This is a genomic window from Pseudomonas kitaguniensis (assembly GCF_049199985.1).
GTDB classification, from domain to species: Bacteria; Pseudomonadota; Gammaproteobacteria; order Pseudomonadales; family Pseudomonadaceae; genus Aquipseudomonas; species Aquipseudomonas kitaguniensis.
Genome location: NZ_JBLZPT010000015.1, coordinates 45,195 through 66,516 on the forward strand (window position 1 = coordinate 45,195; position 21,322 = coordinate 66,516).

At 59.8% G+C, this 21,322-nt stretch carries 19 protein-coding genes and 1 pseudogene; 8 read left to right on the plus strand and 12 right to left on the minus strand.

Going from position 1 to position 21,322, the window contains the following annotated elements; translation table 11 throughout:
- The first annotated feature begins 34 nt into the window (after positions 1-34).
- Entirely contained in the window at positions 35-754 is a 720-nt protein-coding gene (locus ACOZK9_RS18440; RefSeq protein WP_122250186.1) for a PA5502 family lipoprotein, read from the plus strand.
- A gap of 97 nt (positions 755-851) precedes the next feature.
- On the opposite strand, the gene katE is transcribed toward ACOZK9_RS18440, so the two are convergent.
- A complete protein-coding gene (gene katE / locus ACOZK9_RS18445; RefSeq protein WP_122250185.1) occupies positions 852-2,993 on the minus strand; it encodes a catalase HPII in 2,142 nt (713 codons plus the stop codon).
- Positions 2,994-3,258: 265 nt separating this feature from the next.
- Here katE and ACOZK9_RS18450 point away from each other — a divergent pair, with 265 nt between their 5' ends.
- Genes ACOZK9_RS18450 through ACOZK9_RS18460 form a run of 3 tightly spaced genes read left to right on the plus strand, consistent with a single transcriptional unit; the run spans position 3,259 to position 5,765 of the window.
- Positions 3,259-4,266 carry a methionine ABC transporter ATP-binding protein gene (locus ACOZK9_RS18450; RefSeq protein ID WP_058413892.1) on the plus strand — a complete coding sequence of 336 codons (1,008 nt, stop codon included), beginning with the start codon at positions 3,259-3,261 and terminating at the stop codon, positions 4,264-4,266.
- The gene (locus ACOZK9_RS18455) at positions 4,266-4,940 is read left to right on the plus strand and encodes a methionine ABC transporter permease (RefSeq protein ID WP_058413891.1); all 675 of its coding nucleotides are present in this window, start codon (positions 4,266-4,268) and stop codon (positions 4,938-4,940) included. Before ACOZK9_RS18450 ends, ACOZK9_RS18455 begins: the two co-directional genes overlap by 1 nt.
- Positions 4,941-4,991: 51 nt before the next feature.
- Positions 4,992-5,765: a MetQ/NlpA family ABC transporter substrate-binding protein gene (locus tag ACOZK9_RS18460; RefSeq protein WP_058413890.1), complete on the plus strand. Its 774-nt coding sequence runs from the start codon at positions 4,992-4,994 to the stop codon at positions 5,763-5,765.
- An 866-nt stretch (positions 5,766-6,631) separates the two neighbouring features.
- On the opposite strand, the gene ACOZK9_RS18465 is transcribed toward ACOZK9_RS18460, so the two are convergent.
- From ACOZK9_RS18465 to ACOZK9_RS18475, 3 genes and pseudogenes are all read right to left on the minus strand, one after another.
- A complete protein-coding gene (locus ACOZK9_RS18465) occupies positions 6,632-7,267 on the minus strand; it encodes an SCO family protein (protein WP_421556308.1) in 636 nt (211 codons plus the stop codon).
- Positions 7,264-7,428 (minus strand): annotated as a pseudogene (locus tag ACOZK9_RS18470) (heme o synthase); the annotation flags it as partial. The gene ACOZK9_RS18465 and the pseudogene ACOZK9_RS18470, both read right to left, overlap by 4 nt.
- 121 nt (positions 7,429-7,549) lie before the next feature.
- Positions 7,550-8,101 (minus strand): cytochrome c oxidase assembly protein, encoded by a 552-nt coding sequence (locus ACOZK9_RS18475; RefSeq protein WP_421556309.1) that lies wholly within the window; start codon positions 8,099-8,101, stop codon positions 7,550-7,552.
- A 266-nt stretch (positions 8,102-8,367) separates the two neighbouring features.
- Here ACOZK9_RS18475 and ACOZK9_RS18480 point away from each other — a divergent pair, with 266 nt between their 5' ends.
- Positions 8,368-9,015, plus strand: coding sequence for a hypothetical protein (locus tag ACOZK9_RS18480; protein ID WP_058414597.1), 648 nt, complete (start codon positions 8,368-8,370; stop codon positions 9,013-9,015).
- Between the two features lie 67 nt (positions 9,016-9,082).
- Here the strand turns inward: ACOZK9_RS18480 and ACOZK9_RS18485 are convergent, their stop codons facing one another.
- The 6 genes from ACOZK9_RS18485 to ACOZK9_RS18510 all read right to left on the minus strand — a co-directional run bounded on the left by ACOZK9_RS18485 (position 9,083) and on the right by ACOZK9_RS18510 (position 16,666).
- Positions 9,083-10,630, minus strand: a complete 1,548-nt coding sequence (locus tag ACOZK9_RS18485) for a SulP family inorganic anion transporter (RefSeq protein WP_058414596.1) — start codon at positions 10,628-10,630, stop codon at positions 9,083-9,085.
- 85 nt (positions 10,631-10,715) lie between these two features.
- Complete coding sequence (locus ACOZK9_RS18490; protein WP_058414595.1) at positions 10,716-11,447, minus strand: carbonic anhydrase; 732 nt, start codon at positions 11,445-11,447, stop codon at positions 10,716-10,718.
- Between the two features lie 228 nt (positions 11,448-11,675).
- Positions 11,676-12,734, minus strand: a complete 1,059-nt coding sequence (locus ACOZK9_RS18495) for a PA0069 family radical SAM protein (RefSeq protein ID WP_421556310.1) — start codon at positions 12,732-12,734, stop codon at positions 11,676-11,678.
- Between the two features lie 81 nt (positions 12,735-12,815).
- Positions 12,816-14,114, minus strand: coding sequence for a c-type cytochrome (locus ACOZK9_RS18500; RefSeq protein WP_421556311.1), 1,299 nt, complete (start codon positions 14,112-14,114; stop codon positions 12,816-12,818).
- Positions 14,115-14,126: 12 nt separating this feature from the next.
- Complete coding sequence (locus ACOZK9_RS18505; RefSeq protein ID WP_122250178.1) at positions 14,127-15,911, minus strand: GMC family oxidoreductase; 1,785 nt, start codon at positions 15,909-15,911, stop codon at positions 14,127-14,129.
- A gap of 2 nt (positions 15,912-15,913) precedes the next feature.
- Positions 15,914-16,666, minus strand: coding sequence for a gluconate 2-dehydrogenase subunit 3 family protein (locus ACOZK9_RS18510; RefSeq protein ID WP_421556312.1), 753 nt, complete (start codon positions 16,664-16,666; stop codon positions 15,914-15,916).
- Between the two features lie 270 nt (positions 16,667-16,936).
- Between ACOZK9_RS18510 and ACOZK9_RS18515 the strand changes: the two genes are divergently transcribed.
- On the plus strand, positions 16,937-17,623 hold the full coding sequence (locus tag ACOZK9_RS18515; protein WP_421556313.1) for a dual specificity protein phosphatase family protein: 687 nt from the start codon (positions 16,937-16,939) through the stop codon (positions 17,621-17,623).
- Between the two features lie 6 nt (positions 17,624-17,629).
- On the opposite strand, the gene ACOZK9_RS18520 is transcribed toward ACOZK9_RS18515, so the two are convergent.
- Positions 17,630-17,902: a YheV family putative zinc ribbon protein gene (locus ACOZK9_RS18520; protein ID WP_058414589.1), complete on the minus strand. Its 273-nt coding sequence runs from the start codon at positions 17,900-17,902 to the stop codon at positions 17,630-17,632.
- Entirely contained in the window at positions 17,899-19,950 is a 2,052-nt protein-coding gene (gene prlC, locus ACOZK9_RS18525) for an oligopeptidase A (protein ID WP_058414588.1), read from the minus strand. Before prlC ends, ACOZK9_RS18520 begins: the two co-directional genes overlap by 4 nt.
- A gap of 102 nt (positions 19,951-20,052) precedes the next feature.
- Here prlC and ACOZK9_RS18530 point away from each other — a divergent pair, with 102 nt between their 5' ends.
- Both ACOZK9_RS18530 and ACOZK9_RS18535 read left to right on the plus strand, forming a co-directional pair.
- Positions 20,053-20,595 (plus strand): gamma carbonic anhydrase family protein, encoded by a 543-nt coding sequence (locus tag ACOZK9_RS18530; RefSeq protein WP_058414587.1) that lies wholly within the window; start codon positions 20,053-20,055, stop codon positions 20,593-20,595.
- Positions 20,592-21,251 (plus strand): HAD family hydrolase, encoded by a 660-nt coding sequence (locus ACOZK9_RS18535; RefSeq protein WP_058414586.1) that lies wholly within the window; start codon positions 20,592-20,594, stop codon positions 21,249-21,251. The genes ACOZK9_RS18530 and ACOZK9_RS18535 overlap by 4 nt, the downstream gene beginning before the upstream one ends.
- The last annotated feature ends 71 nt before the right edge of the window (positions 21,252-21,322 follow it).

Genomic DNA, 21,322 nt, shown 5'->3' on the forward strand with positions numbered 1-21,322 from the left:
TGCTCGCTTTTTGCGCAATTAGAGAGTCGCAGGAATGAAGCCGTTCAACTCCCGTTATCTGCTCCTTGCCGCATTTTCCCTGCTGCTGGGCGCCTGTCAAAGCACACCGCCCGCCGCCCTTGAGGCGCCGGATGCTCGCGCTGCGGCCATCGCGCAGCTGGAGCAAAACCTGGCCAGCAGTGAACTGGCCACCGCCGAAGACCAACTGGCCGCGTTGCAGGCCCAATCGCCCAACGACCCGGCCCTGGAGACTTACCAGCGCCAATTGGCCGAAGCCTACTTGCAGCGCAGCCAAATTGTGCTGCAAAAGGGTGATGTAAACGCCGCTGCCACGGCCCTGAGCCGCGCCCGCGCGCTGATGCCCAAGGCGCCAGCACTCACCGGTGGCGTGAACAGCGCGATCAGCCACGCGCGTAAAGTCGAGTTGGATAAAGCCGAAGCGGCCTTGAAGGCAGCCGAAGCCAAGCCTGCAGCCAAAGTCATCGACCCTGCAGCCCCGAGCACTACGATTGCGCTGAACCTCACGGATATAGAAGAGCTGCGTCACCAGTTGGATGCGATTGCCACCGACGTGGTGAATTACCAGTGTGACGTGAGCATCCAGGTGCCGCGCACGCAGGATTACCCGTGGCTGGCCACGTTGCTGACCAAACGGGTGAAGCGAATTGATTCGGCGTATGACTTGAAGATTCACCGGCAGATTATCAAGCACATTCCGGCGCAGGTTGTGCTGATACCGCGCAAGGCGGACTAAAGCCATGGGGAGCAACCCCTCCCAACATTTGAACGGCGAATGCCGTCCAATGTGGGAGGGGTTGCTCCCGATAGCGGTCTAACAGACAGCCAATAACTTAAGCCGGAATCGCCTTGGCCTTAGGCTCACGATCCCAAACTCGGTGCTGCGCAATCGCCACAAAGAACGCCTTGAACGCCTTGGCATCCTCGCCAACAATCAGCCCCGCATCCGCTTCAAGCTTGAGCAAGTCCAACAATGGCTTCGCGTCATTGGCAACGGTAATCGCCTTCAAATGCTTGTACGCTTCCAACAGGAAGTGCAACGCCACACCGTCACCGCTCAACGCCTTGATCGACTCTTTACCGCCAGGCACGAACACCGCATCAAACGCAATCGACGGCATACCTTCCATCGACGCGTCCACCGGCAGGCTCTTGCCATCCGCTGTTTTCACCGGTGCCGAGGTCGGCCCCAGCAGCTTGGCGTGTGCGCCTTCTGCTTCCAGCGCCTTTTTCAGTGCATCAATCGCTGCGCCATCCACACCGTTCGCCGCAAGAATTGCGACTTTGCGTGTCTTGATATCGCCCGACAGCAGGTTCACCTGGCTCAATGCAGGCGATTCTTTCAGCGACGTCTCACGCGCAGGCACCGTACCTTTGGTTGGCGCCGGCAGGCCGAGGTTTTGCGCAACGCGCTTGGCCAGCTCCAGGTCGATATTGGCGAGAATCTCGTCAACTTGGCGGGCACGAATGAACTCACGCTCCACCTTGCCCAACTCGAAGCTGTAGGCCGCGATGATGTGCTCTTTCTCGTGGTGGCTCATGCTGTTAAAGAACAGCGTGGCTTGCGAGAAATGGTCGCCAAACGACTCACTGCGCTCACGCACTTTGTTGGCGTCGACGCGCTCGTAATAGGTCTCGAAACCACCATCCTCGGCAGCCGGTGGCGTTTCTTTCGGCCAGCCGCCGTCGATCGAATTCGGCTCGTACGCCGCACGGCCCTTGTCGATTACGGTGCGATGCTGGGCATCACGCTGGCCATTGTGGAACGGCGTGACAGGACGGTTGATCGGCAGCTCGTGGAAGTTCGGCCCACCGAGACGGCTGATCTGCGTATCCGTGTAGGAAAACAGACGGCCTTGCAGCAGCGGGTCGTTGGTGAAGTCGATACCCGGCACGATATGGCCAGGGCAGAAGGCGACTTGTTCGACTTCAGCAAAGAAGTTGTCCGGGTTACGGTTAAGCACCATCTTGCCCAGCGGCGTAATCGGTACCAGCTCTTCGGGGATGATCTTGGTCGGGTCGAGCAAGTCGAAGTCGAACTTATGCTCGTCCTCTTCCGCAACGATTTGTACGCCCAATTCCCACTCAGGGTAGTCGCCGCCTTCAATCGCTTCCCACAGGTCGCGACGGTGGTAGTCGGTATCTTTACCGGCAAGCTTTTGCGCTTCGTCCCACACCAGGGAGCAGGTGCCGACTTTTGGATGCCAGTGGAATTTCACGAAGGTCGACTTACCCTCGGTATTGATCAGGCGGAAAGTGTGAATACCAAAGCCCTGCATGGAGCGCAGGCTTTTTGGAATGGCACGGTCAGACATTGCCCACAAAACCATGTGCGCCGATTCCGGCTGCAGCGAGACAAAATCCCAGAACGTATCGTGGGCCGAGCCGCCGGTAGGTATTTCGTTGTGGGGCTCAGGTTTTACCGCGTGCACGAAGTCGGGAAACTTGATCGCATCCTGAATGAAAAACACCGGCATGTTGTTGCCCACCAGGTCGAAGTTGCCTTCGTCGGTGAAGAACTTCACGGCAAAACCACGCACGTCGCGCACGGTATCGCCCGAGCCACGCGGGCCTTGTACGGTCGAAAAGCGCACAAACACCGGGGTTTTATGCTCCGGGTTACGCAGGAAGCCGGCCTTGGACAGCGCCGAATGGTTTTCATACGTTTGGAAATAACCATGCGCGCCCGTACCGCGGGCATGCACGATGCGCTCCGGGATACGTTCGTGGTCAAAGTGCGTGATTTTTTCACGCATGATGAAGTCTTCCAGCAGCGAAGGGCCACGGGAGCCAACTTTCAGGGTGTTCTGGTTGTCAGAAATCTTCACGCCTTGGTTGGTGCGCAGCGCCTGGCCGGTAGCGTCTGAGCGAAACTCCTCCAGTGCCTGCAGCTTGGCGTTGGTGTTGCCACGGTCCAGGGTGTCGGTGCCCGCGAGCTCACTCTTCGACGGGGTGGCTGGCTTCTTGATGCTCATCAGTCAAAACTCCTTATTCAAAGTGGCCAGAGCGATCCCCGGCTCATTTGAGCAAAACCCCAGGCACGGCACCTGGGAAATCGAGTTGCTTAAGTAGTGACTGATGAGGTTTTGCACCGTTCCTTTTTTATGACCTTTGATCGCGTTATTGCCAAATCGCTGGTTGAATGAGAAATAAATGCTAAATAACGCTATACGGACAGGCTAAAATGCGCGCCCGGCTAACCGCTGATCCCTTTTCCATGCGCCCCACAAGGTTCGCTACGTGATCGAGTTTCATAACGTCCATAAAACCTACCGCGTCGCCGGTAAGGAAATCCCCGCCCTGCACCCCACCAGCCTGCGCGTCGAAAACGGCCAGGTGTTTGGCCTTATTGGCCACTCCGGTGCGGGAAAAAGTACCCTGCTGCGTCTGATCAACCGCCTGGAGCAGCCCAGCGGTGGCCAGATTCACGTCGACGGCGAAGAAGTCACCGCCCTGGACGCCAACGGCCTGCGCCGTTTCCGCCAGCAAGTTGGGATGATCTTCCAGCACTTCAACCTGCTCGCCTCCAAGACCGTTGCCGACAACGTGGCGCTGCCACTGACGCTGGCCGGCGAATTGTCGCGCAAGGACATCGACCTGCGTGTGGCTGAGTTGCTCGCCCGCGTTGGCCTGTCCGACCACGCCAAAAAATACCCGGCGCAGTTGTCCGGTGGTCAGAAGCAGCGCGTCGGCATCGCCCGCGCCCTGGCGACCAAGCCAAAAATCCTGCTGTGCGACGAAGCCACCAGCGCCCTCGACCCGCAAACCACCGCGTCGGTGCTGCAATTGCTGGCCGAGATCAACCGCGAGTTGAAGCTGACCATCGTGCTGATCACCCATGAAATGGACGTGATCCGCCGCGTCTGCGACCACGTGGCGGTGATGGACGCCGGCGTCATCGTCGAGCAAGGCTCGGTGGCCGACGTGTTCCTGCACCCCAAGCACCCGACCACCAAGCGCTTCGTACAAGAAGCCGAGCAGGTCGACGACGGCGAGCAGCGTGATGACTTCGCCCATGTGCCAGGGCGCATCGTGCGCCTGACGTTCCAGGGCGAAGCGACCTACGCGCCGCTGCTGGGCACCGTGGCGCGCGAAACGGGTGTGGACTACAGCATCCTCGCCGGTCGTATCGACCGCATCAAAGATATTCCCTACGGGCAACTGACCCTCGCCGTCACTGGCGGGGACATGGAAGCCGCCTTCGCCCGCTTTACCGCGGCAGACGTCCACATGGAGGTTCTGCGCTAATGGAAGTCCTGTTGAGTTTTTTCTCCACTATCGACTGGTCGGAAATCTGGCTCGCCACCGGCGACACCATGATCATGCTGTTCGGTTCGCTTTTCTTCACCATCGTGCTGGGTCTGCCGTTGGGGGTGCTGCTGTTCCTGACCAGCCCGCGCCAACTGTTCGAACAAAAAGGCCTGTACGCTCTGCTGTCATTGATCGTGAACATCCTGCGTTCGCTGCCGTTCATCATTTTGCTGATCGTGATGATCCCGTTCACCGTCCTGATCACCGGCACCTCGCTGGGTGTGGCCGGTGCGATTCCGCCGCTGGTCGTGGGCGCCACGCCGTTCTTTGCGCGCCTGGTGGAAACCGCCTTGCGTGAAGTCGACCGCGGCATCATTGAGGCCACGCAGTCGATGGGCGCCAGCACGCGCCAGATCATCGTCAACGCGCTGCTGCCCGAAGCCCGCCCCGGCATTTTCGCGGCGATCACGGTGACGGCGATTACACTGGTTTCTTACACGGCCATGGCCGGTGTGGTCGGCGCCGGTGGCCTGGGTGACTTGGCGATCCGTTTCGGTTACCAGCGCTTCCAGACCGACGTGATGGTGGTCACGGTGGTGATGCTGTTGATCCTGGTGCAAATTCTGCAAACCGTCGGCGACAAGCTGGTGGTGCACTTTTCTCGAAAATAACCGCCATTGCCGACTCAATGTCGGCAAATGCCCGAACAAGGAGCTTGCTGAATGAAAAAACTACTGGTTGCTTTCGCCGCCGTTGCCGCGTTTTCAGCCCACGCCGCCGAGACCATCACGGTCGCCGCGTCGCCGGTGCCGCATGCGGAAATCCTCGAGTTCGTCAAACCTGCGCTCGCCAAAGAAGGCGTGGATTTGCAGGTTAAAGTCTTCACTGACTACGTGCAGCCGAACGTACAGGTGGCTGAAAAGCGCTTGGACGCCAACTTCTTCCAGCACCAGCCGTACCTGGATGAGTTCAACAAAGCCAAAGGCACTCACCTGGTCAGCGTCGGCGCTGTGCACCTGGAACCGCTGGGCGCTTACTCCAGCAAATACAAAACCCTGGCCGAACTGCCCGATGGCGCCAACGTGGTGCTGCCGAACGACGCCACCAACGGCGGCCGCGCGCTGTTGCTGCTGGCCAAGCACAACCTGATCACCCTGAAGGACCCGACCAACATCCTGTCGACCATCAAGGACATCACCGGCAACCCGAAAAACCTGAAATTCCGCGAACTGGAAGCCGCCACCCTGCCGCGCGTGCTGACCCAGGTTGACCTGGCGCTGATCAACACCAACTACGCGCTGGAAGCCAAGCTTGACCCGTCCAAGGACGCCCTGGTGATCGAAGGCAACGACTCGCCTTACGTGAACATCCTGGTAACCCGCGAAGACAACAAAGACTCGGACGCGGTGAAAAAGCTGGTCGCAGCCCTGCACACGCCCGAAGTGAAGCAATTCATCGAAGAGAAGTACAAAGGCGCGATCAAACCAGCGTTCTGACCCAGAGCTGAAACCACCCGACCTCCGGACTACTGGAGATCAGTGGAGATTACTGGAGATCAAAAAATGTGGGAGGGGGCTTGCTCCCGATAGTGGTAGGTCAGTCGATGCATAAGTCGACTGATCCACCGCCATCGGGAGCAAGCCCCCTCCCACATTTGTTATGTGCTGCTTGAAAAATCAGGCCGGCACACATGGTCTGGCCCCTAAAGTATCAAGGGGCCGCCAAGCACTACTTCCACGTAGTGGGTGGCGGCTGTACGCAGGTGTGGAAGACCGGGACGTTAGGCACCCGGCGCGCTCGAAAGCGCCCCGCGCACAGCCACCAAAAAACACAGGCAAGAAAAAGCGCCTGACACGAGGTGGCGCTTTGTGCGACGACACATTGTTCAAACCTTGCACAAAACCACTGTGGGAGGGGGCTTGCTCCCGATAGCGGTAGGTCAGTCGATGTATAAGTCGACTGGTCCACCGCCATCGGGAGCAAGCCCCCTCCCACATTTGTTATGTGCTGCTTGAAAAATCAGGCCAACACACATGGTCTGGCCCCTAAAGTATCAAGGGGCCGCCAAGCACTACTTCCACGTAGTGGGTGGCGGCTGTACGCAGATGTGGAAGACCGGGACGTTAGGCACCCGGCGCGCTCGAAAGCGCCCCGCGCACAGCCACCAAAAAACACAGGCAAGAAAAAGCGCCTGACACGAGGTGGCGCTTTGTCCGACGACACATTGTTCAAACCCTGCACAAAACCACTGTGGGAGGGGGCTTGCTCCCGATAGCGGTAGGTCAGTCGATGCATAAGTCGACTGATCCAACGCCATCTGGGGCAAGCCCCCTCCCACATTTGCCGATCAGTGCTTACGCGCTTACTGACGCTTGAGCAAAACCGGCAGTTGCAGCACCAGCTTCTGGTTGTTCAGCGGCGCACGAATAAACCCTCGCTGCGTCCCGTCCGGGCCGATCAGCGCGAGGTTGCCGCTGTGGTCGACGGTGTAATTGGGCTTGCTGGTGTCCGCCGGAATAAACGGGATGCTCAGCGCATTCGAGACCTTCTGCACATCCCCCACACTCGCGCCGGTCAGGCCTTGGAATTGCGGGTCGAAGTAGCCCAGGTATTGCTTGAGCTGAGCCGGCGTGTCGCGGTTCGGGTCGACGCTGACCAGGATCACTTGCAACTTATCCACAGCCTCTTTGGGCAACTCGCTCTTGATCTGGCGCAACTGGGCGAGGGTGGTCGGGCAAATGTCCGGGCAGAAGGTGTAGCCGAAGAACAGCACGCTCCATTTGCCTTTCAATGCGTTGACCAGTACCGGCTGGCCATCCTGATTGGTCATGGTCACCGGCGGCAACTGGCGGCTTTGCGGCAGCAATATGATGCCGGCGTCAATCAGCGCGGTCGGGTCGCCCTGGCTTTTGCCATTCAGCACTTTGTTGACGGTGAGGCCCATGATCAACGCGACGATGGCCACCAGAATAAACACGGTTTTTTGAGTTCGGGTCATAGGCTCAACAATAAGTAGTGATCTTTGATCAGGGCGATAAACAGCAGCAGGTACCCGATAGAGTACTTGAAGGTGTTGATCGCCGCGTGCGGCTGAGCGCCAAGGTACAGCACCCAGGCCCATTGCAGAAACGGTTGCCCCAATACCAGCACACACGCAAGCCGTACACGGTGACCAACAGGCCAAACGGGGCAACTATTGGCCAGCCGCCTTGCTCTGGTACGTAGTACGTATCATGAGTTGGAATGTATTAATTTTACTGATTCAGCCTGCAAGCCGTCGCTAGCCGCCGCTACGGGCTGGTGCAGGCGGTTGCCGCGCAGTCACATCGAACAACGTGTACGCCAAGGTCAAATGCTTCACTTCTTCAGGCATGTCGCGGTCGACAATGAAACGCACCGGCATCTCGATGCGCTGACCTGGCTGCAGCACTTGTTGGGTGAAGCAAAAGCACTCTGTCTTGTGGAAGTACACCGCCGCTTCGGCCGGGGAAATGCTCGGCACCGCCTGCGCCGTCATGGCCTTATCGGTGGGGTTGTAGGCCACGAACAGCATCTCGGTGACCGCGCCGGGGTTGACCACCACCTCGTCAGCTTTGGAGTGGAACTCCCAGACCATGCCGGCGGCATTGGTCGACATAAATTGCACGCGCACCTGGCGTGTGGCGTCCACCACCTGCTGGCCCTCGTACTGCCCGGCAGCAAAACCTTGGATGCCGAAGGCTTTGCACATCACGGCGTAGATCGGCAGCAGGGCGAAGCCGACGGCGAACATCGCCACTCCCAGGATCAGCAAGCGCGTCACTAGCCGTTTGATGGGTACGGAGTCAGCCATGACGGTCACCCATTGTTAGCTAATTGCGTAATAACCCGAGTATAGACAGCGCCTGAAACCCGGCAATGTGTAGGGTAAATCAGTTAAATATCGGCGTGCAGGCCATGTAAATCGGGCTGCAGAATCGTTTCTGCGGCGATCTATCGCAATTCGATATAACGCCCGCGTATAAGCATGAAATAATTATGACAAATGCATCTTGGGTGCTCGTTTAACCGAGCTACCTTATCCTCTCCACTCCCTACGCCTGCACCACTGGAGCCTTCATGAACACCGCCGCATTGCGCGAGCAGATTTCCCGTGCCCATCAACACGAAGCCAGCACGGGCCAGCTTGCGCGGCAACTGGAAAAACAATTGCCACACCTGCATGCGGCCATCTCCCTGGCTGACGGTGATCGCACCCAAGTCATGACCCGCTTTGTGACTGCCTATATCGAACTCGTACCGCAATTGCTCGAAGCTGCGAACGACGTGGCCCGCGAAGCCGGTATCGAGAGCCAGATCAAGCCGGTACTTCAAATCGCCGAGCATTTCTTCCTGCAACCGCCAGCGATATTGGCCGGCCATGAAGGCCTCGACGGCCTGCTGGACGAGGCTTACCTGGCCCATCGTTTGGTAGAAGAGGTTAATGACCTGTATATCAAGCATTTCGGCCAGCCGTTGATTCCGGCGGACACCACTGTGGCCAACTTGATTGCCCACCAATTGATCGGCGAGCAGTTTGCCAATCAGCTGGATGAAGCCGTGCACTTGGCGGTGGACGAGATGCTCAACGATGACAGCTTCGCGCTGGAGTCGGTCGAAGCCTATCGCGAGCAGTTGAAGAGCCCGCAAACCGAAGCGGCATGGAAGCGCTGGCCATGCCTGTCGCGGCAGTTGGGGGTTGAGCTGGCGCTGGATCAGCCAGCTTAAATCGCAAACCCAACACAAAAAAACAGGGGAGGAGCACGGCTCCTCCCCTGTTTTTATGCGTGTGTTGTCAGCGAATGGACGGCGCCGAACCAATCCCCACGGTCGTGCGCACACGCCCTTCCAGGCGACGCTTCAAGCCTCGCGCCTCAATCACCAGCTTCGAGCCCTTGGCCGAATTCGCCCGGCCCCATTCCTCCAGCAACTCCAGGCAGGAATGGTCGATGTAACTCAAGTTGTTCAGCGGCACATGCACCGTGGTGCCCGCCGGCACCGTCGACAATACTTGAGTCAGCGCCGGCACTTTCAGAAAGGTCGCCGCGCCCGTCAAGCGCAGCTCCATTTCGCCCTCTTGAGGCAGGTCGATCAGGCTGATCTTCAGTCGCGAAGCCTTGAAGGCCAGCTTCACCAACGTCAGCGCGAAGCCCAACAGCACACCGGTCAGCAAGTCGGTAAACACAATGGCCAGTGCCGTGGCGGCGTAGGTAAACATGGGCATGCGGCCATAGCGGCCCAGCCCTCGGAACGCCTTGATGTCCACCAGCTTGATGCCGGTGTACACCAGCACACCCGCCAGGCTCGCCACCGGGATGCTTTGCAGCACGCTCGACAGCAACAGCACGAAGCCCAGCAGCCAAAGGCCATGGAACATCGCCGACAGTCGCGTGGTGGCACCGGCCTGCACGTTGGCCGAGCTGCGCACGATCACGCCGGTCATCGGCAGCGCACCCACCAGGCCGCAGAGCATGTTACCCACGCCTTGGGCAGACAGTTCTTTATCGAAGTCGGAGCGCTGACCGCTGTGCATACGGTCGACCGCCGCCGCCGACAGCAGCGTCTCGGCGCTGGCAATAAACGCCACGGCGAACGCGGCGATCAGCAGTTGCGGGTCCGCCAGGTTCAACAGGTCACTGGGGCGCAGCCAATCGATGGCATCGGCGAGGTTTTCCGGGACTTCCACGCGCTTGACCTGCAACGCCAGCACCAGGCTGGTAATCGTCGCCAAACCCACGCCCAACAAGGCGCCGGGCACGAAACGCAATTTTTGCGGGCGCAATTTATCCCACAGGTACATCACCAGCATCGTCGACAACCCGAGCAAACCCGCTTGCCAGCCGATGCCACCGCCGAGGCTCGGAATCGCTTCGGCCAGCGCGGCCGGGAAGCCCGCCAGGTTATCCAGCCCCGACGGTTTGGGCGCGCCGTCGAGCATGACATGCACCTGCGACAGCACAATCAACACGCCGATCCCCGCCAACATGCCGTACACCACCGCCGGCGCGGTGACACGGAACCAGCAGCCCAGGCGCAAACGCCCCGCCACCAGTTGCAGGAACCCCGCCAGCAATAAGATTGGGCCAAGCATCATCATGCCGTGCTGGCGCACCAGCTCGAACACCAACACCGCCAAACCGGCGGCAGGGCCGCTGACTTGCAGCGGCGACCCCGCCAGCCAGCCCACCACCAAACCGCCGATGATGCCGGTGATCAAACCCTTGGCCGGCGGCATGCCGGAGGCAATGGCGATGCCCATGCACAGGGGCAGGGCGACCAGAAACACAACCACGGAGGCGAGCAGCTCCCGTGGCAGTACAGCTTTCAATTGAGCAGCACGCATGATGACTCTCCCGAGGCATTCGCCGGGCGCGGCAAAGCCTGGCTGCATCCATGGCAGCCGCCGCTTTACCCGGCAGGGAAGTGTGTTAGAAGCGCGCTTTAGGCGTCGCGGAAGGAATCGGCCCGTCGCCGCTTAGAGATCGGAACGCCGATTGATCCGCATCGTAAGCACGGATTTCGCTGGTTTCGATGTTGTAGATCCAACCGTGGATAAACAATTGGCCATTGGCCATGCGCGAAGCCACAGAAGGGTGGGTGCGCAAATGTTGCAGCTGGGCGATGACGTTTTCTTCGGTCAGCACCTTCATACTCTCGCCTTCGTTGGCGCAGTCGCAGTTGTCCTCGACCATCGACTTGGCGACCTCGGCATGCCGCAGCCAGGCCCTTACGGTCGGCATCTTCTCAAGGCTGGCAGGGTTGAGTACCGCGCGCATGGCGCCGCAATCGGAGTGCCCGCAAACGATGATGTGCTGTACGCCCAAGGCGAGCACCGCGTACTCGATGGCCGTTGAAACACCGCCGTTCATCTGGCCATAAGGCGGCACCACGTTGCCCACGTTACGCGTCACGAACAGGTCGCCCGGGGAGCTTTGGGTGATCAACTCGGGCACGATGCGCGAGTCGGCGCAGGTGATGAACATCGCCCGTGGGCTCTGGGCCGTGGCGAGTTTCTTGAAAAGTTCTTCCTGCTGGGGGAAGACGTCGTGATGAAAATGCAAAAAGCCGTCAACGATGTGCTTTAACGCTGCATCGGCGGATTCCGCCACCTGAGGGGCTGAAGCCGACGCAGCCAACGGCTGTTTATCCTTGTCACTCATGATTCATCCTCTTGATTAATGCAGGGGGGAGGTTCAAAAAAGTTCGACGCCTGGCTAGTGGATTAGTTGTAAAACTTCCCACATTCAGGCGCCGACTCATCAGTCACTCGCAGAACAAGGTAACCGCCGAAACTTAACTCAAACTGAATGAACCGCTCTAGAATGGGCGTCTCAGTAATGTCAAAACGCGACTATTCCTATACGGACGCTGCGTTTCTCGGCGCCAGTCTACAACAAAGCCAATTGCCTGCCCGGTGGGCAAAACGCCGCGCAATCCAGGTTGAATCCTTCCCGCCGATTGAGCCCAAGGCGCTTGATTGCCTTGCTGAAGCGCTGCGCCAACAAATCCGCAAAAGGCCCCTCGCCACGCATGCGCACGCCGAAACGGCTGTCGTACACCTCACCACCGCGTACCTGGCGCACCAGGCTCATCACATGCGCCGCGCGCTGCGGGTAATGCGCTGCCAGCCACTCCTCAAACAGCGGCGCCACCTCCAACGGCAGGCGCAGCATCATGTACGCCGCACTTTGCGCACCGGCGGCGTGCGCTTCGGTCAGCAGGCTTTCCAGCTCACTGTCGTTGATCATCGGGATCATCGGCGAACACAACACGCCCACCGGAATACCGGCCTCGCGCATCACCCGAATCGCCCGCAACCGCGCCTTGGGCGCCGCCGCGCGCGGCTCCAGGATGCGCTTGAGTTCATCATCCAGGCTGGTGAGGCTGATCATCACGCCCACCAGACGCTGGCGCGCCAACTCGGTGAGTAAATCAAGGTCGCGCAATATCAGCGAGCCCTTGGTGATGATGGTCACCGGGTGCCGGTAGCGCAGCAGCACTTCGAGGGTTTGCCGAGTGATCGTGTATTCGCGCTCGATGGGCTGGTAGGGGTCGGTATTGGCGCCAAGATTAATCGGTGCGCACACATAACCCGGCTTCGACAGTTGCTGTTCCAGCACCTCGGCCGCGTTGGTCTTGGCGATCAGTTTGGTCTCGAAATCCAGCCCCGGCGACATATCCCAATAGGCATGGCTGGGCCGCGCATAGCAGTAGATGCAGCCATGCTCGCAGCCGCGATAGGGGTTGATCGACCTATCAAACGGCAAATCCGGCGAGGTGTTGCGGGTGATGATGGTCTTGGCCGTTTCGATACGCACTTCAGTGCCTTGGGTCGGCGGCACTTCCTGATACCAGCCGTCGTCTTCGTCCACGCTGACGGTGGGCGCAAAACGGTTGTGCAGATTAGTCACGGTGCCCCGGCCACGGGGCGGCAGCGGAGTAGACATGAAAACGCCTCGATACTGTTTTTATAAACAGTATCGAGGCGCGAGGTGTCTGACCAGTGCCGTTTAGCGGTCAGTGCAGGCTCAGTGCTTTTGCGTCACTTGACCGAGGTCATCACCCGAGGTGGTGCGCATATCACTCTTGCGCAGATCCGCCACGTCACTGGCTTTCACCGGCGCACCTTTATTGCCCCAACTGCCGCGAATGAAACTGACCACATCCGCCACTTCCTGGTCCGACAGCCGCCACGCAAAGGCCGGCATGGTGAAGGTTGACGGCGCGGTGTGGGTGGCTGGCAAGGTGCCGCCGTTCAACACAATGTTGATCAGCGAGGTCGCATCCGCCGTCTGCAACACCGGGTTGCCCGCCAGCGCCGGGAACACCCGCGTATAGCCGTGGCCATCGGTGCGGTGGCACGCCGCGCAGTTGTCGATATACACCGACGCGCCGGGCTTGCTGTCATCGCCCTTCCACAAGGCCTCGGCGACCTGCTTGTCGTACTGGTGCGGCGTGTCTTTGGGATCAACCGCCGGCAGGCTCTTGAGGTAACGCGCGATTGCGGTCAGGTCGTCTTGCGACATGTACTGCATGCTGTGCACTACCACATCGCTCATGCCGCCGAACACCGCGCTGCGGTCGCTGCGACCGGTTTTGAGAAATTGCACCAGTTGCTCTTCGCTCCAACTGCCAAGGCCGTCTTTGTGGTCGCCGCGCAGGCTTTTTGCGATCCAGCCTTCGAGTGGCGCGCTGCCGGACAGGAACGCGTCGCCATCCGTCGCGCTGAGGGCTTTTTCCTGCATGGTCAGCGCGCGCGGGGTGTGGCAGGCGCCGCAGTGGCCGAGGCCTTCCACCAGGTACGCGCCACGGCTGATCACCGGGTCGGCGGCGGCCTGCACCGGCTGCGCCTCCACCGCCGGGGCAAACATCCAACGCCAGGCCGCCAACGGCCAACGCATGCTCAAGGGCCAGGGAATATCACTCGCCTTGTTCTCTTGGGCGACCGGCTCAACGCCTTTCATGAAGTACGCATACAACGCCTGCATGTCGCTGTCGCTGACGCGTGCGTAAGACGGGTAGGGCATCGCCGGGTAAAGCGTACTGCCGTTTTTGGCGACGCCATGGCGCACAGCTTTGTCGAAGTCTTCGAAGCTGTAGTCGCCCAGGCCGGTCTTGTCCGGGGTGATGTTGGTGGAATAGATCACGCCAATCGGGGTTTCCATTGGCAGGCCGCCAGCAAACGGTTTGCCGCCCTTGGCGGTGTGGCAGGCCACGCAGTCACCGGCGCGGGCCAGGTATTCGCCCTGCTTGATCACGTCGGTGTCGGCGGCGCTTACCGAGCAACTGCTGAGCAACGCCATGGCAGCGATAACGAGTGTTTTCATGGTCATCGCTCCTTATGCCTGAACCAGTGGGCCGGGGTTTTTCAGGTACTGCTCGCGGATAGCGCGAGCCGACCAATAGGTCAACGCCGCCACCAGGCCCGTAGGGTTATAACCCAAGCCTTGTGGGAAGGCGGACGCGCCAGGCACAAACACGTTGTGTACATCCCAGCACTGCAGGTAGCGGTTCAACGCGCTGGTTTTCGGGTCGGTGCCCATGATCGCGCCACCGTTGAGGTGGGTGGTCTGGTAGGACGCGGTGTTGAAGTGTTCACCCACCTGCTTGCCGAGCAGGGCGATGGCCTTGGGGTTCATCGCTTCGGCGACCTTGCTCAGCTTGTCGACCATGAAGCGGTTCATCTTGATGTCGTTTTCCTGCCAGTCGAACGTCATCCGCAGCAACGGCATGCCGTAGGCATCACGATAAACCGGGTCCAGATCCAGGTAGTTGCCGCGGTAGGACTGATGCGCACCGTGCGCGTCCATCGACACCTGGTGGGTGTAGTAATCGGCGGTCGCGCGTTTCCAGGCACTGCCCCACGCTGGCGTGCCCGGCGGGTTGGAGGTACCGGCAATCGGCCGGCTGCCCGCCTGGTTGACCCACATCGGCGAACCGCCGACAAAGCCGTGCGGCCCGTGGTCGAAGTTATCCGCGTTGAAGTCATCGATAGCCACGCCATTGCCGCCGGCACCGATGAAGTTGTTGGTGTGGGTGTCTTTGTCGAAGAAGGCCTTGATGGTGGCCATGTTCTGGTAGGCGAAGTTCTTGCCCACCACGCCTTCGCCGCTGATCGGGTCGTAAGGCTTGCCAATGCCCGACAGCAGCATGAGGCGCACATTGTTGAACTGGAAAGAACCGAGAATCACCAAGTCAGCCGGCTGCTCGCATTCGCGGCCTTGGGCATCCACGTACGTCACGCCGGTAGCTTTGCTTTTGGTGCTGTCGAGGTTGACCTTGAGCACGTGGGAGTTGGGCCGCAGCTCAAAATTCGGCACCTGACGCAGCGCCGGCAAGATGTTCACGTTCGGCGAGGCTTTGGAGTACATGTAGCACACATAACCGCTGCAAAAACCGCAGAAGTTGCACGGGCCCATCTGCGCGCCGTATGGGTTGGTGTAAGGCCCCGAGGTATTTGCCGATGGCAAGTTGTAGGGCTTGTAACCGACGTCGGTAGCGGCTTTCTGAAACAACTGTGCAGAGACGGTGTTTTTCTGCGCTTGCAGCGGGAATGGGTTGGAGCGATCCGGCGCATACGGGTTGCCGCCACGGCCCTCGCCAACCAATTGGCCTTTGACGGTCCAGGCCTGGCCGGAGGTGCCAAAGACTTTTTCTGCGTAGTCGAAAAACGGCTCCAGCTCTTCATAGCTCACGCCGAAGTCCTGGATGGTCATGTCTTTGGGAATAAAATTTTTGCCGTAGCGCTCTTCGTAGTGGCTACGCATGCGCAGCTCGATAGGGTCGACGCGAAAATGCACGCCCGACCAGTGCAGGCCTGCGCCGCCTACGCCGTTGCCCGGCAGGAAAGCGCCCAACTGGCGGTTGGGCATGGCGATGTCATTCACACTGTGGCGAATGGTCACCGTCTCTTTGGAAATGTCCTGGAAGAGTTTTTTACGCACGCTGTAGGTCAGTTCGTCGATGACCTGTGGGTAGTTGCCGTCTGGGTAAGTGTCCTGCATCGGGCCGCGCTCCAGCGCTACCACGTTGAGGCCAGCTTCTGTCAGCTCCTTGGCCATGATCGCGCCGGTCCAGCCGAAGCCCACGATCACCGCGTCGACTTTTTTCATGATGGTTGCCACGGTTATGCCCTCTCGCCGCGAATGGAAACAGCCGGAAAGGGGTATTGCTCGTTGCGTTCAACCCAGTCCATGAAATCGGCGCGGGCGCCGGGGAAGCCGATCATGGTCCAGCCGACCATGCCTTTGTTGCCGCCATGAATCGGGTCGCAGAAGAAGCCTTCCTTGGTGTTTTGCAGCAGCAAATTGAAAAACATCTTCGGTGGCACCGCCGCAAAATGCGCGCTCACTTCGCTGCCGCCAGCTTCAAGACGCCGCAGCATGTCTTCCTGGGTAGCGCTGTCTTGCGCAGCAAAAGCTTTACCGTTGAACGCTTTCGACCATAAGTCCGTGGCGGCAATGCCCAGTCGATAAATCTCTTTGGGCACCAGTTTGCTCTGCCAGCCCATCTCCGGCGGCGCATCGGCGTTGAACGGGCCTTGCATGAACCACAGGGCACCGCTGGCGTACGGCGTATTCATCTGGCGGTCGATGTATTCCGGCGCGCCCGCTTCCAGGGCGCCAGGGCCTTGGGCGTCAGCCGGGATCAAACGGGCAACGGCGGCATTGATAAACGCCCACTCTTCGGCGCTGAAGTAGCTCGGCTCGTAGGCGTTGTCGCTGACGGCTGGCTTGGCGGTGGCAGCTTGGGCCGGGGCTGGCGTGGCCATCATCAGCGAGCCGCCAAGGCCAGTGCTGGCAACCGTGACCACCGGGATCAAGGTCAAGGATTTGCGCAAAAAGTCGCGCCGGGGGTTGTCTTGATCTTGATCAGACATGGGTGTACCTCATCATGTGGTCACGGGTTTATCAGCCGCTTCTGGGAGCAGCGTGAAGGCTTGCCTGGAAATGGGATCCAAAGGGATAGAACACACCGGCAATCAATAGTTACAAATGATAGCAGGCTAAGGATTTGAAGAATCGATTCAGCCACAAAAACACCGACGCCAGGTTATTCACGATTCTTTGACGAGCCCCTCACGCGCCGTTGACCGGCGGTAGGCGAAGCTGTCGCCCATCAACCACTTCCCTATTCGGTCACAACGCGCATGTTCTCGATTCGATTGCTGCCTGCCCTCGGCGTGGCACTCATGACGCTGTTCACCACCGCTGCCACACACGCCGATGACGCCGGCTCACTGCGCTCCCCTGAATGGGCCCAGCCGGTGGGCAACCAGTTCAACCTGCACCAGATGACGCCCACGCTGTATCGAAGCGCGCTGCCCAACAGCAGCGCGGTGCCGGTATTGGAAAACCTGAAGATCGCGACGGTGATTAACTTTTTGCCGGAATCGGACAGCGACTGGCTGAAATCCTCGGACATAAAACAGGTGCAGCTGATTTATCGCACCAATCACGTCGACGATTCCGACGTGCTCGCGGCGCTTAGAGCCATCCAGGACGCACAAACCAATGGCGCGGTGTTGATGCACTGCAAGCACGGCTCCGACCGCACCGGGCTGATCGCCGCCATGTACCGCGTGGTGGTTCAAGGCTGGAGCAAGGAAGACGCGTTGAACGAGATGACCCTGGGCGGCTTTGGCAGCAGCAATGGCTTCAAGGACGGCGTTCGCTACATGATGAAAGCCGATATCGACAAGCTACGCACGGCCTTGGCGAATGGCGATTGCAGCACCAGCGCGTTTGCGCTGTGCTCGATGAACAGTTGGCTCAACACGGCGAGCAGCCGCCGCGTTGAGCCAAAGCAAGACACTGAAGTGGTACTTACACCCTGAACGGTGTCAGTCTTTTTTCAGCTTGGGGTTGGGAAAAAACTGCACGGCCTGCACTTTAGGGTCCGGCGCTTTCAACGCCGAGGTATTGACCCGCGTGCCCAATTCCTTGGGCACCGACAAACCCTGATCATTCAGCGTGTCGGTATACCCGCAGGCCACGCATTCGCGGTGCGGCACGCTGTCCTCCGTCCACATTTTCAGCTTGTCCGGCTCGCTGCACGCCGGGCAAACCGCCCCGGCGATAAATTGCTTTTTGCTGATCACAGGCCCTTCGCTCATGCTGCCGCGTCCTCACTGAGGCCGCTGTGGCGCAAGAGTGCGTCAATCGACGGCGCACGGCCGCGGAAGTCGACGAACAACACCATCGGCGCTTGGGAGCCGCCGCGCGCCAGGATCGCCTCACGGAATGCGCGACCGGTTTCGGCGTTCAGCACGCCGTCTTCTTCAAACTTCGAGAAGGCATCCGCCGACAGCACTTCGGCCCACTTGTAGCTGTAATAACCCGCCGCATACCCGCCCGCGAAGATGTGCGCGAAGCTGTTGGGGAAACGGTTGTAGGCCGGTGGGCGCATCACCGAGACTTCATTGCGCACGCCTTCAAGCACCTGCGCCACGCTGCGGCCATCACCGTGGGTAGCGTGCAGTTCAAAGTCGAACAGCGAGAATTCCAACTGGCGCACCATCATCAGGCCGGACTGGAAGTTCTTCGCCGCGAGCATTTTTTGCAGCAGGTCTTGCGGCAGCGGCTCGCCGGTTTCGTAGTGGCCGGAGATCAACGCCAGGCCTTCCGGCTCCCAGCACCAGTTCTCCATGAACTGGCTCGGCAGTTCCACCGCATCCCACGCCACGCCGTTGATACCGGAAACACCGGCGTGGTCAACGCGGGTCAGCAGGTGGTGCAGGCCGTGGCCGAATTCGTGGAACAGCGTGGTCACTTCATCGTGGGTCAGCAGCGCAGGCTTGCCGCTGTCGGCCGGGGTGAAGTTACACACCAGATTCGCCACCGGGCTTTGCAGCACGCCGTCGACGGTGCGGCGACGGTCGCGGGCGCCATCCATCCAGGCACCGCCACGCTTGTTGGCGCGGGCGTAAAGGTCGAAGAAGAAGCGGCCGACGTGCTGGCCGTTTTCCTTGATTTCAAACAGGCGAACATCCGGGTGCCAGGTGTCGAAGCCTTTTTGCTCGGCGATTTCGATGCCGTACAGGCGCTGCACGATGGCGAACAGCCCGCCCAGCACTTTGTCGATCGGGAAGTACGCACGCAGGGCTTCCTGAGACACGCTGTAACGTTGTTCACGCAGCTTTTCGCCGTAGAAACCGCTGTCCCAGCTTTGCAGGTCGGCGCAGCCTTGTTCGGCGGCGTAAGCCTTGAGCTGTTGCAGGTCTTGGGCGGCAAACGGCTTGCTGCGCTTGGCCAGGTCGCGCAGGAAGCTCAACACCTGGTCACTCGACTCGGCCATTTTAGTGGCCAGGCTCAGCTCGGAGAACGAAGCGTAGCCCAAGAGTTTGGCCAGCTCCTGACGCAGGTCGAGGATTTGCTCCATCACCGGGCCGTTATCGTTCTGGCCGGCATTCGGGCCTTGGTCCGACGCACGCGTGCAGTAGGCCGCATAGAGTTCTTCACGCAGGGCACGGTCTTGGGCGTAGGTCATCACCGCGAAGTAGCTCGGGAATTCCAGCGTGATCAGCCAACCGTCGAGGCCTTTGGCCTGGGCGGCGGCAGCCATCTGCGCCTTGGCCGAATCGGTCAGGCCGGCGAGGGTGGTTTCATCGGTGACGTGTTTGGTCCAGGCTTGGGTGGCGTCGAGCAATTGGTTGGAAAACTTGCTGCCCAACTCCGAAAGCTTGCTTTGCACTTCGGCGTAGCGTTTTTGCTGCTCAGGCGGCAAATCGATACCCGACAGGCGGAAATCGCGCAACGAATGTTCCAGGATGGTTTTTTGCGCCACGTCAAAACCCGCAGCTTCCGGGCTGTTGGCCAAGGCTTCGAAGGCCTGGAACAGCGCACGGTTCTGGCCCATCTCGGTGGAGTAGGCGCTCAACGCAGGCAGGCAGCTTTCGTACGCTTCACGCAGCTCAGCGCTGTTACACACGGCGTTCAGGTGGCTGACCGGGCTCCAGGCGGCGCCGAGGCGGTCATTGAGCTCGTCCATGGCGAGGATCAGCCCGGCCCAGGTCGGGTTTTTACCCTGGCTTTGCAGGATGCCTTCGATGGCGACGCGGTTGTCGGCCAAAATCTGTTCGATGGCCGGTTGCACGTGCTCGGCACGGATCGCCGAGAACGGCGGCAGGTCGTAGGACTGCAGAAGCGGGTTGTTCGCGCTCACGGTGGGCACCTTGGCTGAAGAAACATGTAAGAACAAAGATGGGGCCATCTTAATTACAATCAATGCCCACCGCAGCTATCAACAACAGAGAGAGAAGCTATCGTGACCCTTCGCACTTATCAAAACCACACGCCAGCCTTGGGCGCCGGGGCTTTTGTCGATATTTCGGCGGTGGTGATCGGCGATGTCGAAATCGGCACCGACAGCTCGGTGTGGCCATTGACCGTGATTCGGGGCGACATGCACCGCATCCGCATCGGTGCGCGTACCAGCGTGCAAGACGGCTGCGTGCTGCACATCACCCACGCCGGGCCATTCAACCCGGATGGCTTTCCGTTGCTGATCGGCGATGACGTGACCATCGCGCACAAGGTGATGCTGCACGGCTGCCGCGTCGGCAATCGCATTTTGATCGGCATGGGCAGCATCGTGATGGACGGCGCCGTGGTCGAAGACGACGTGATCATTGGCGCGGGCAGCCTGGTGCCGCCGGGCAAGACACTCGAAAGCGGTTTTTTGTATGTTGGCAGCCCGGTTAAACAAATCCGCGCACTCACCGACAAAGAACGCGCGTTTTTCACCTACAGCGCCGCGAACTACGTGAAGCTCAAAGACCTGCACCTGGCTGAGGGGTTCGACCAATGAGCTTGCCCTATCAAACCGTGCTGTTTGACCTGGACGGCACGCTGACCGACCCGCGTGAAGGCATCACCCGTTCGATCCAGTACGCCCTCGGCAAGCTCGGCATTGACGAACCGGACCTGACCAAGCTGGAACACTTCATCGGCCCACCGTTGCTGCAAGCGTTCATGCAGTTTTACGGCTTCGACGAGGCCAAGGCGTGGCAGGCGGTGAATTTCTACCGTGAGCGTTTCAAGGTCACCGGGCTGTATGAAAACCACGTGTTCGAGGGCGTGATGCCGTTGCTCGAAGCGCTCAACGGCCAAGGCCGTCAGTTGTACGTGGCCACCTCCAAGCCGTGGGTGTTTGCCCGCGAGATCGCCCGGCATTTCGATTTTGCCAAGCACTTCAAGGTGATTTACGGCAGCGAACTGGACGGCACACGCACCAATAAAGTCGAGTTGCTTGCCCACTTGATCAGCGAGGAGGGCCTGGACCCGGCCACCACGTTGATGATTGGTGACCGCAAGCACGACCTGATCGGCGCGCGCAGCAACGGGCTGGCTTCGGCAGCGGTCGGGTATGGGTTTGGCAGCTTTGAAGAGCTGAGCGCCGAGGCACCGACCTGGCATTTCGAGACGCTGGATGAGATGCATCAGGCGTTTTTGCAGCGCGTTTGAGATCGCTTTCGCGAGCAAGCCCGCTCCCACACTTGACCGAGTTCCAACATGAGAATGCGGTCGAATGTGGG

Coding starts and splice junctions, on each gene's coding strand:
- ACOZK9_RS18440 (WP_122250186.1), top strand. CDS start 35: ATGAAGCCGTTCAACTCCCGTTATCTGCTCCTTGCCGCATTTTCCCTG.
- katE (WP_122250185.1), bottom strand. CDS start 2,993: ATGAGCATCAAGAAGCCAGCCACCCCGTCGAAGAGTGAGCTCGCGGGC.
- ACOZK9_RS18455 (WP_058413891.1), top strand. CDS start 4,266: ATGGAAGTCCTGTTGAGTTTTTTCTCCACTATCGACTGGTCGGAAATC.
- ACOZK9_RS18460 (WP_058413890.1), top strand. CDS start 4,992: ATGAAAAAACTACTGGTTGCTTTCGCCGCCGTTGCCGCGTTTTCAGCC.
- ACOZK9_RS18465 (WP_421556308.1), bottom strand. CDS start 7,267: ATGACCCGAACTCAAAAAACCGTGTTTATTCTGGTGGCCATCGTCGCG.
- ACOZK9_RS18475 (WP_421556309.1), bottom strand. CDS start 8,101: ATGGCTGACTCCGTACCCATCAAACGGCTAGTGACGCGCTTGCTGATC.
- ACOZK9_RS18480 (WP_058414597.1), top strand. CDS start 8,368: ATGAACACCGCCGCATTGCGCGAGCAGATTTCCCGTGCCCATCAACAC.
- ACOZK9_RS18485 (WP_058414596.1), bottom strand. CDS start 10,630: ATGCGTGCTGCTCAATTGAAAGCTGTACTGCCACGGGAGCTGCTCGCC.
- ACOZK9_RS18490 (WP_058414595.1), bottom strand. CDS start 11,447: ATGAGTGACAAGGATAAACAGCCGTTGGCTGCGTCGGCTTCAGCCCCT.
- ACOZK9_RS18495 (WP_421556310.1), bottom strand. CDS start 12,734: ATGTCTACTCCGCTGCCGCCCCGTGGCCGGGGCACCGTGACTAATCTG.
- ACOZK9_RS18500 (WP_421556311.1), bottom strand. CDS start 14,114: ATGAAAACACTCGTTATCGCTGCCATGGCGTTGCTCAGCAGTTGCTCG.
- ACOZK9_RS18510 (WP_421556312.1), bottom strand. CDS start 16,666: ATGTCTGATCAAGATCAAGACAACCCCCGGCGCGACTTTTTGCGCAAA.
- ACOZK9_RS18515 (WP_421556313.1), top strand. CDS start 16,937: ATGTTCTCGATTCGATTGCTGCCTGCCCTCGGCGTGGCACTCATGACG.
- ACOZK9_RS18520 (WP_058414589.1), bottom strand. CDS start 17,902: ATGAGCGAAGGGCCTGTGATCAGCAAAAAGCAATTTATCGCCGGGGCG.
- ACOZK9_RS18535 (WP_058414586.1), top strand. CDS start 20,592: ATGAGCTTGCCCTATCAAACCGTGCTGTTTGACCTGGACGGCACGCTG.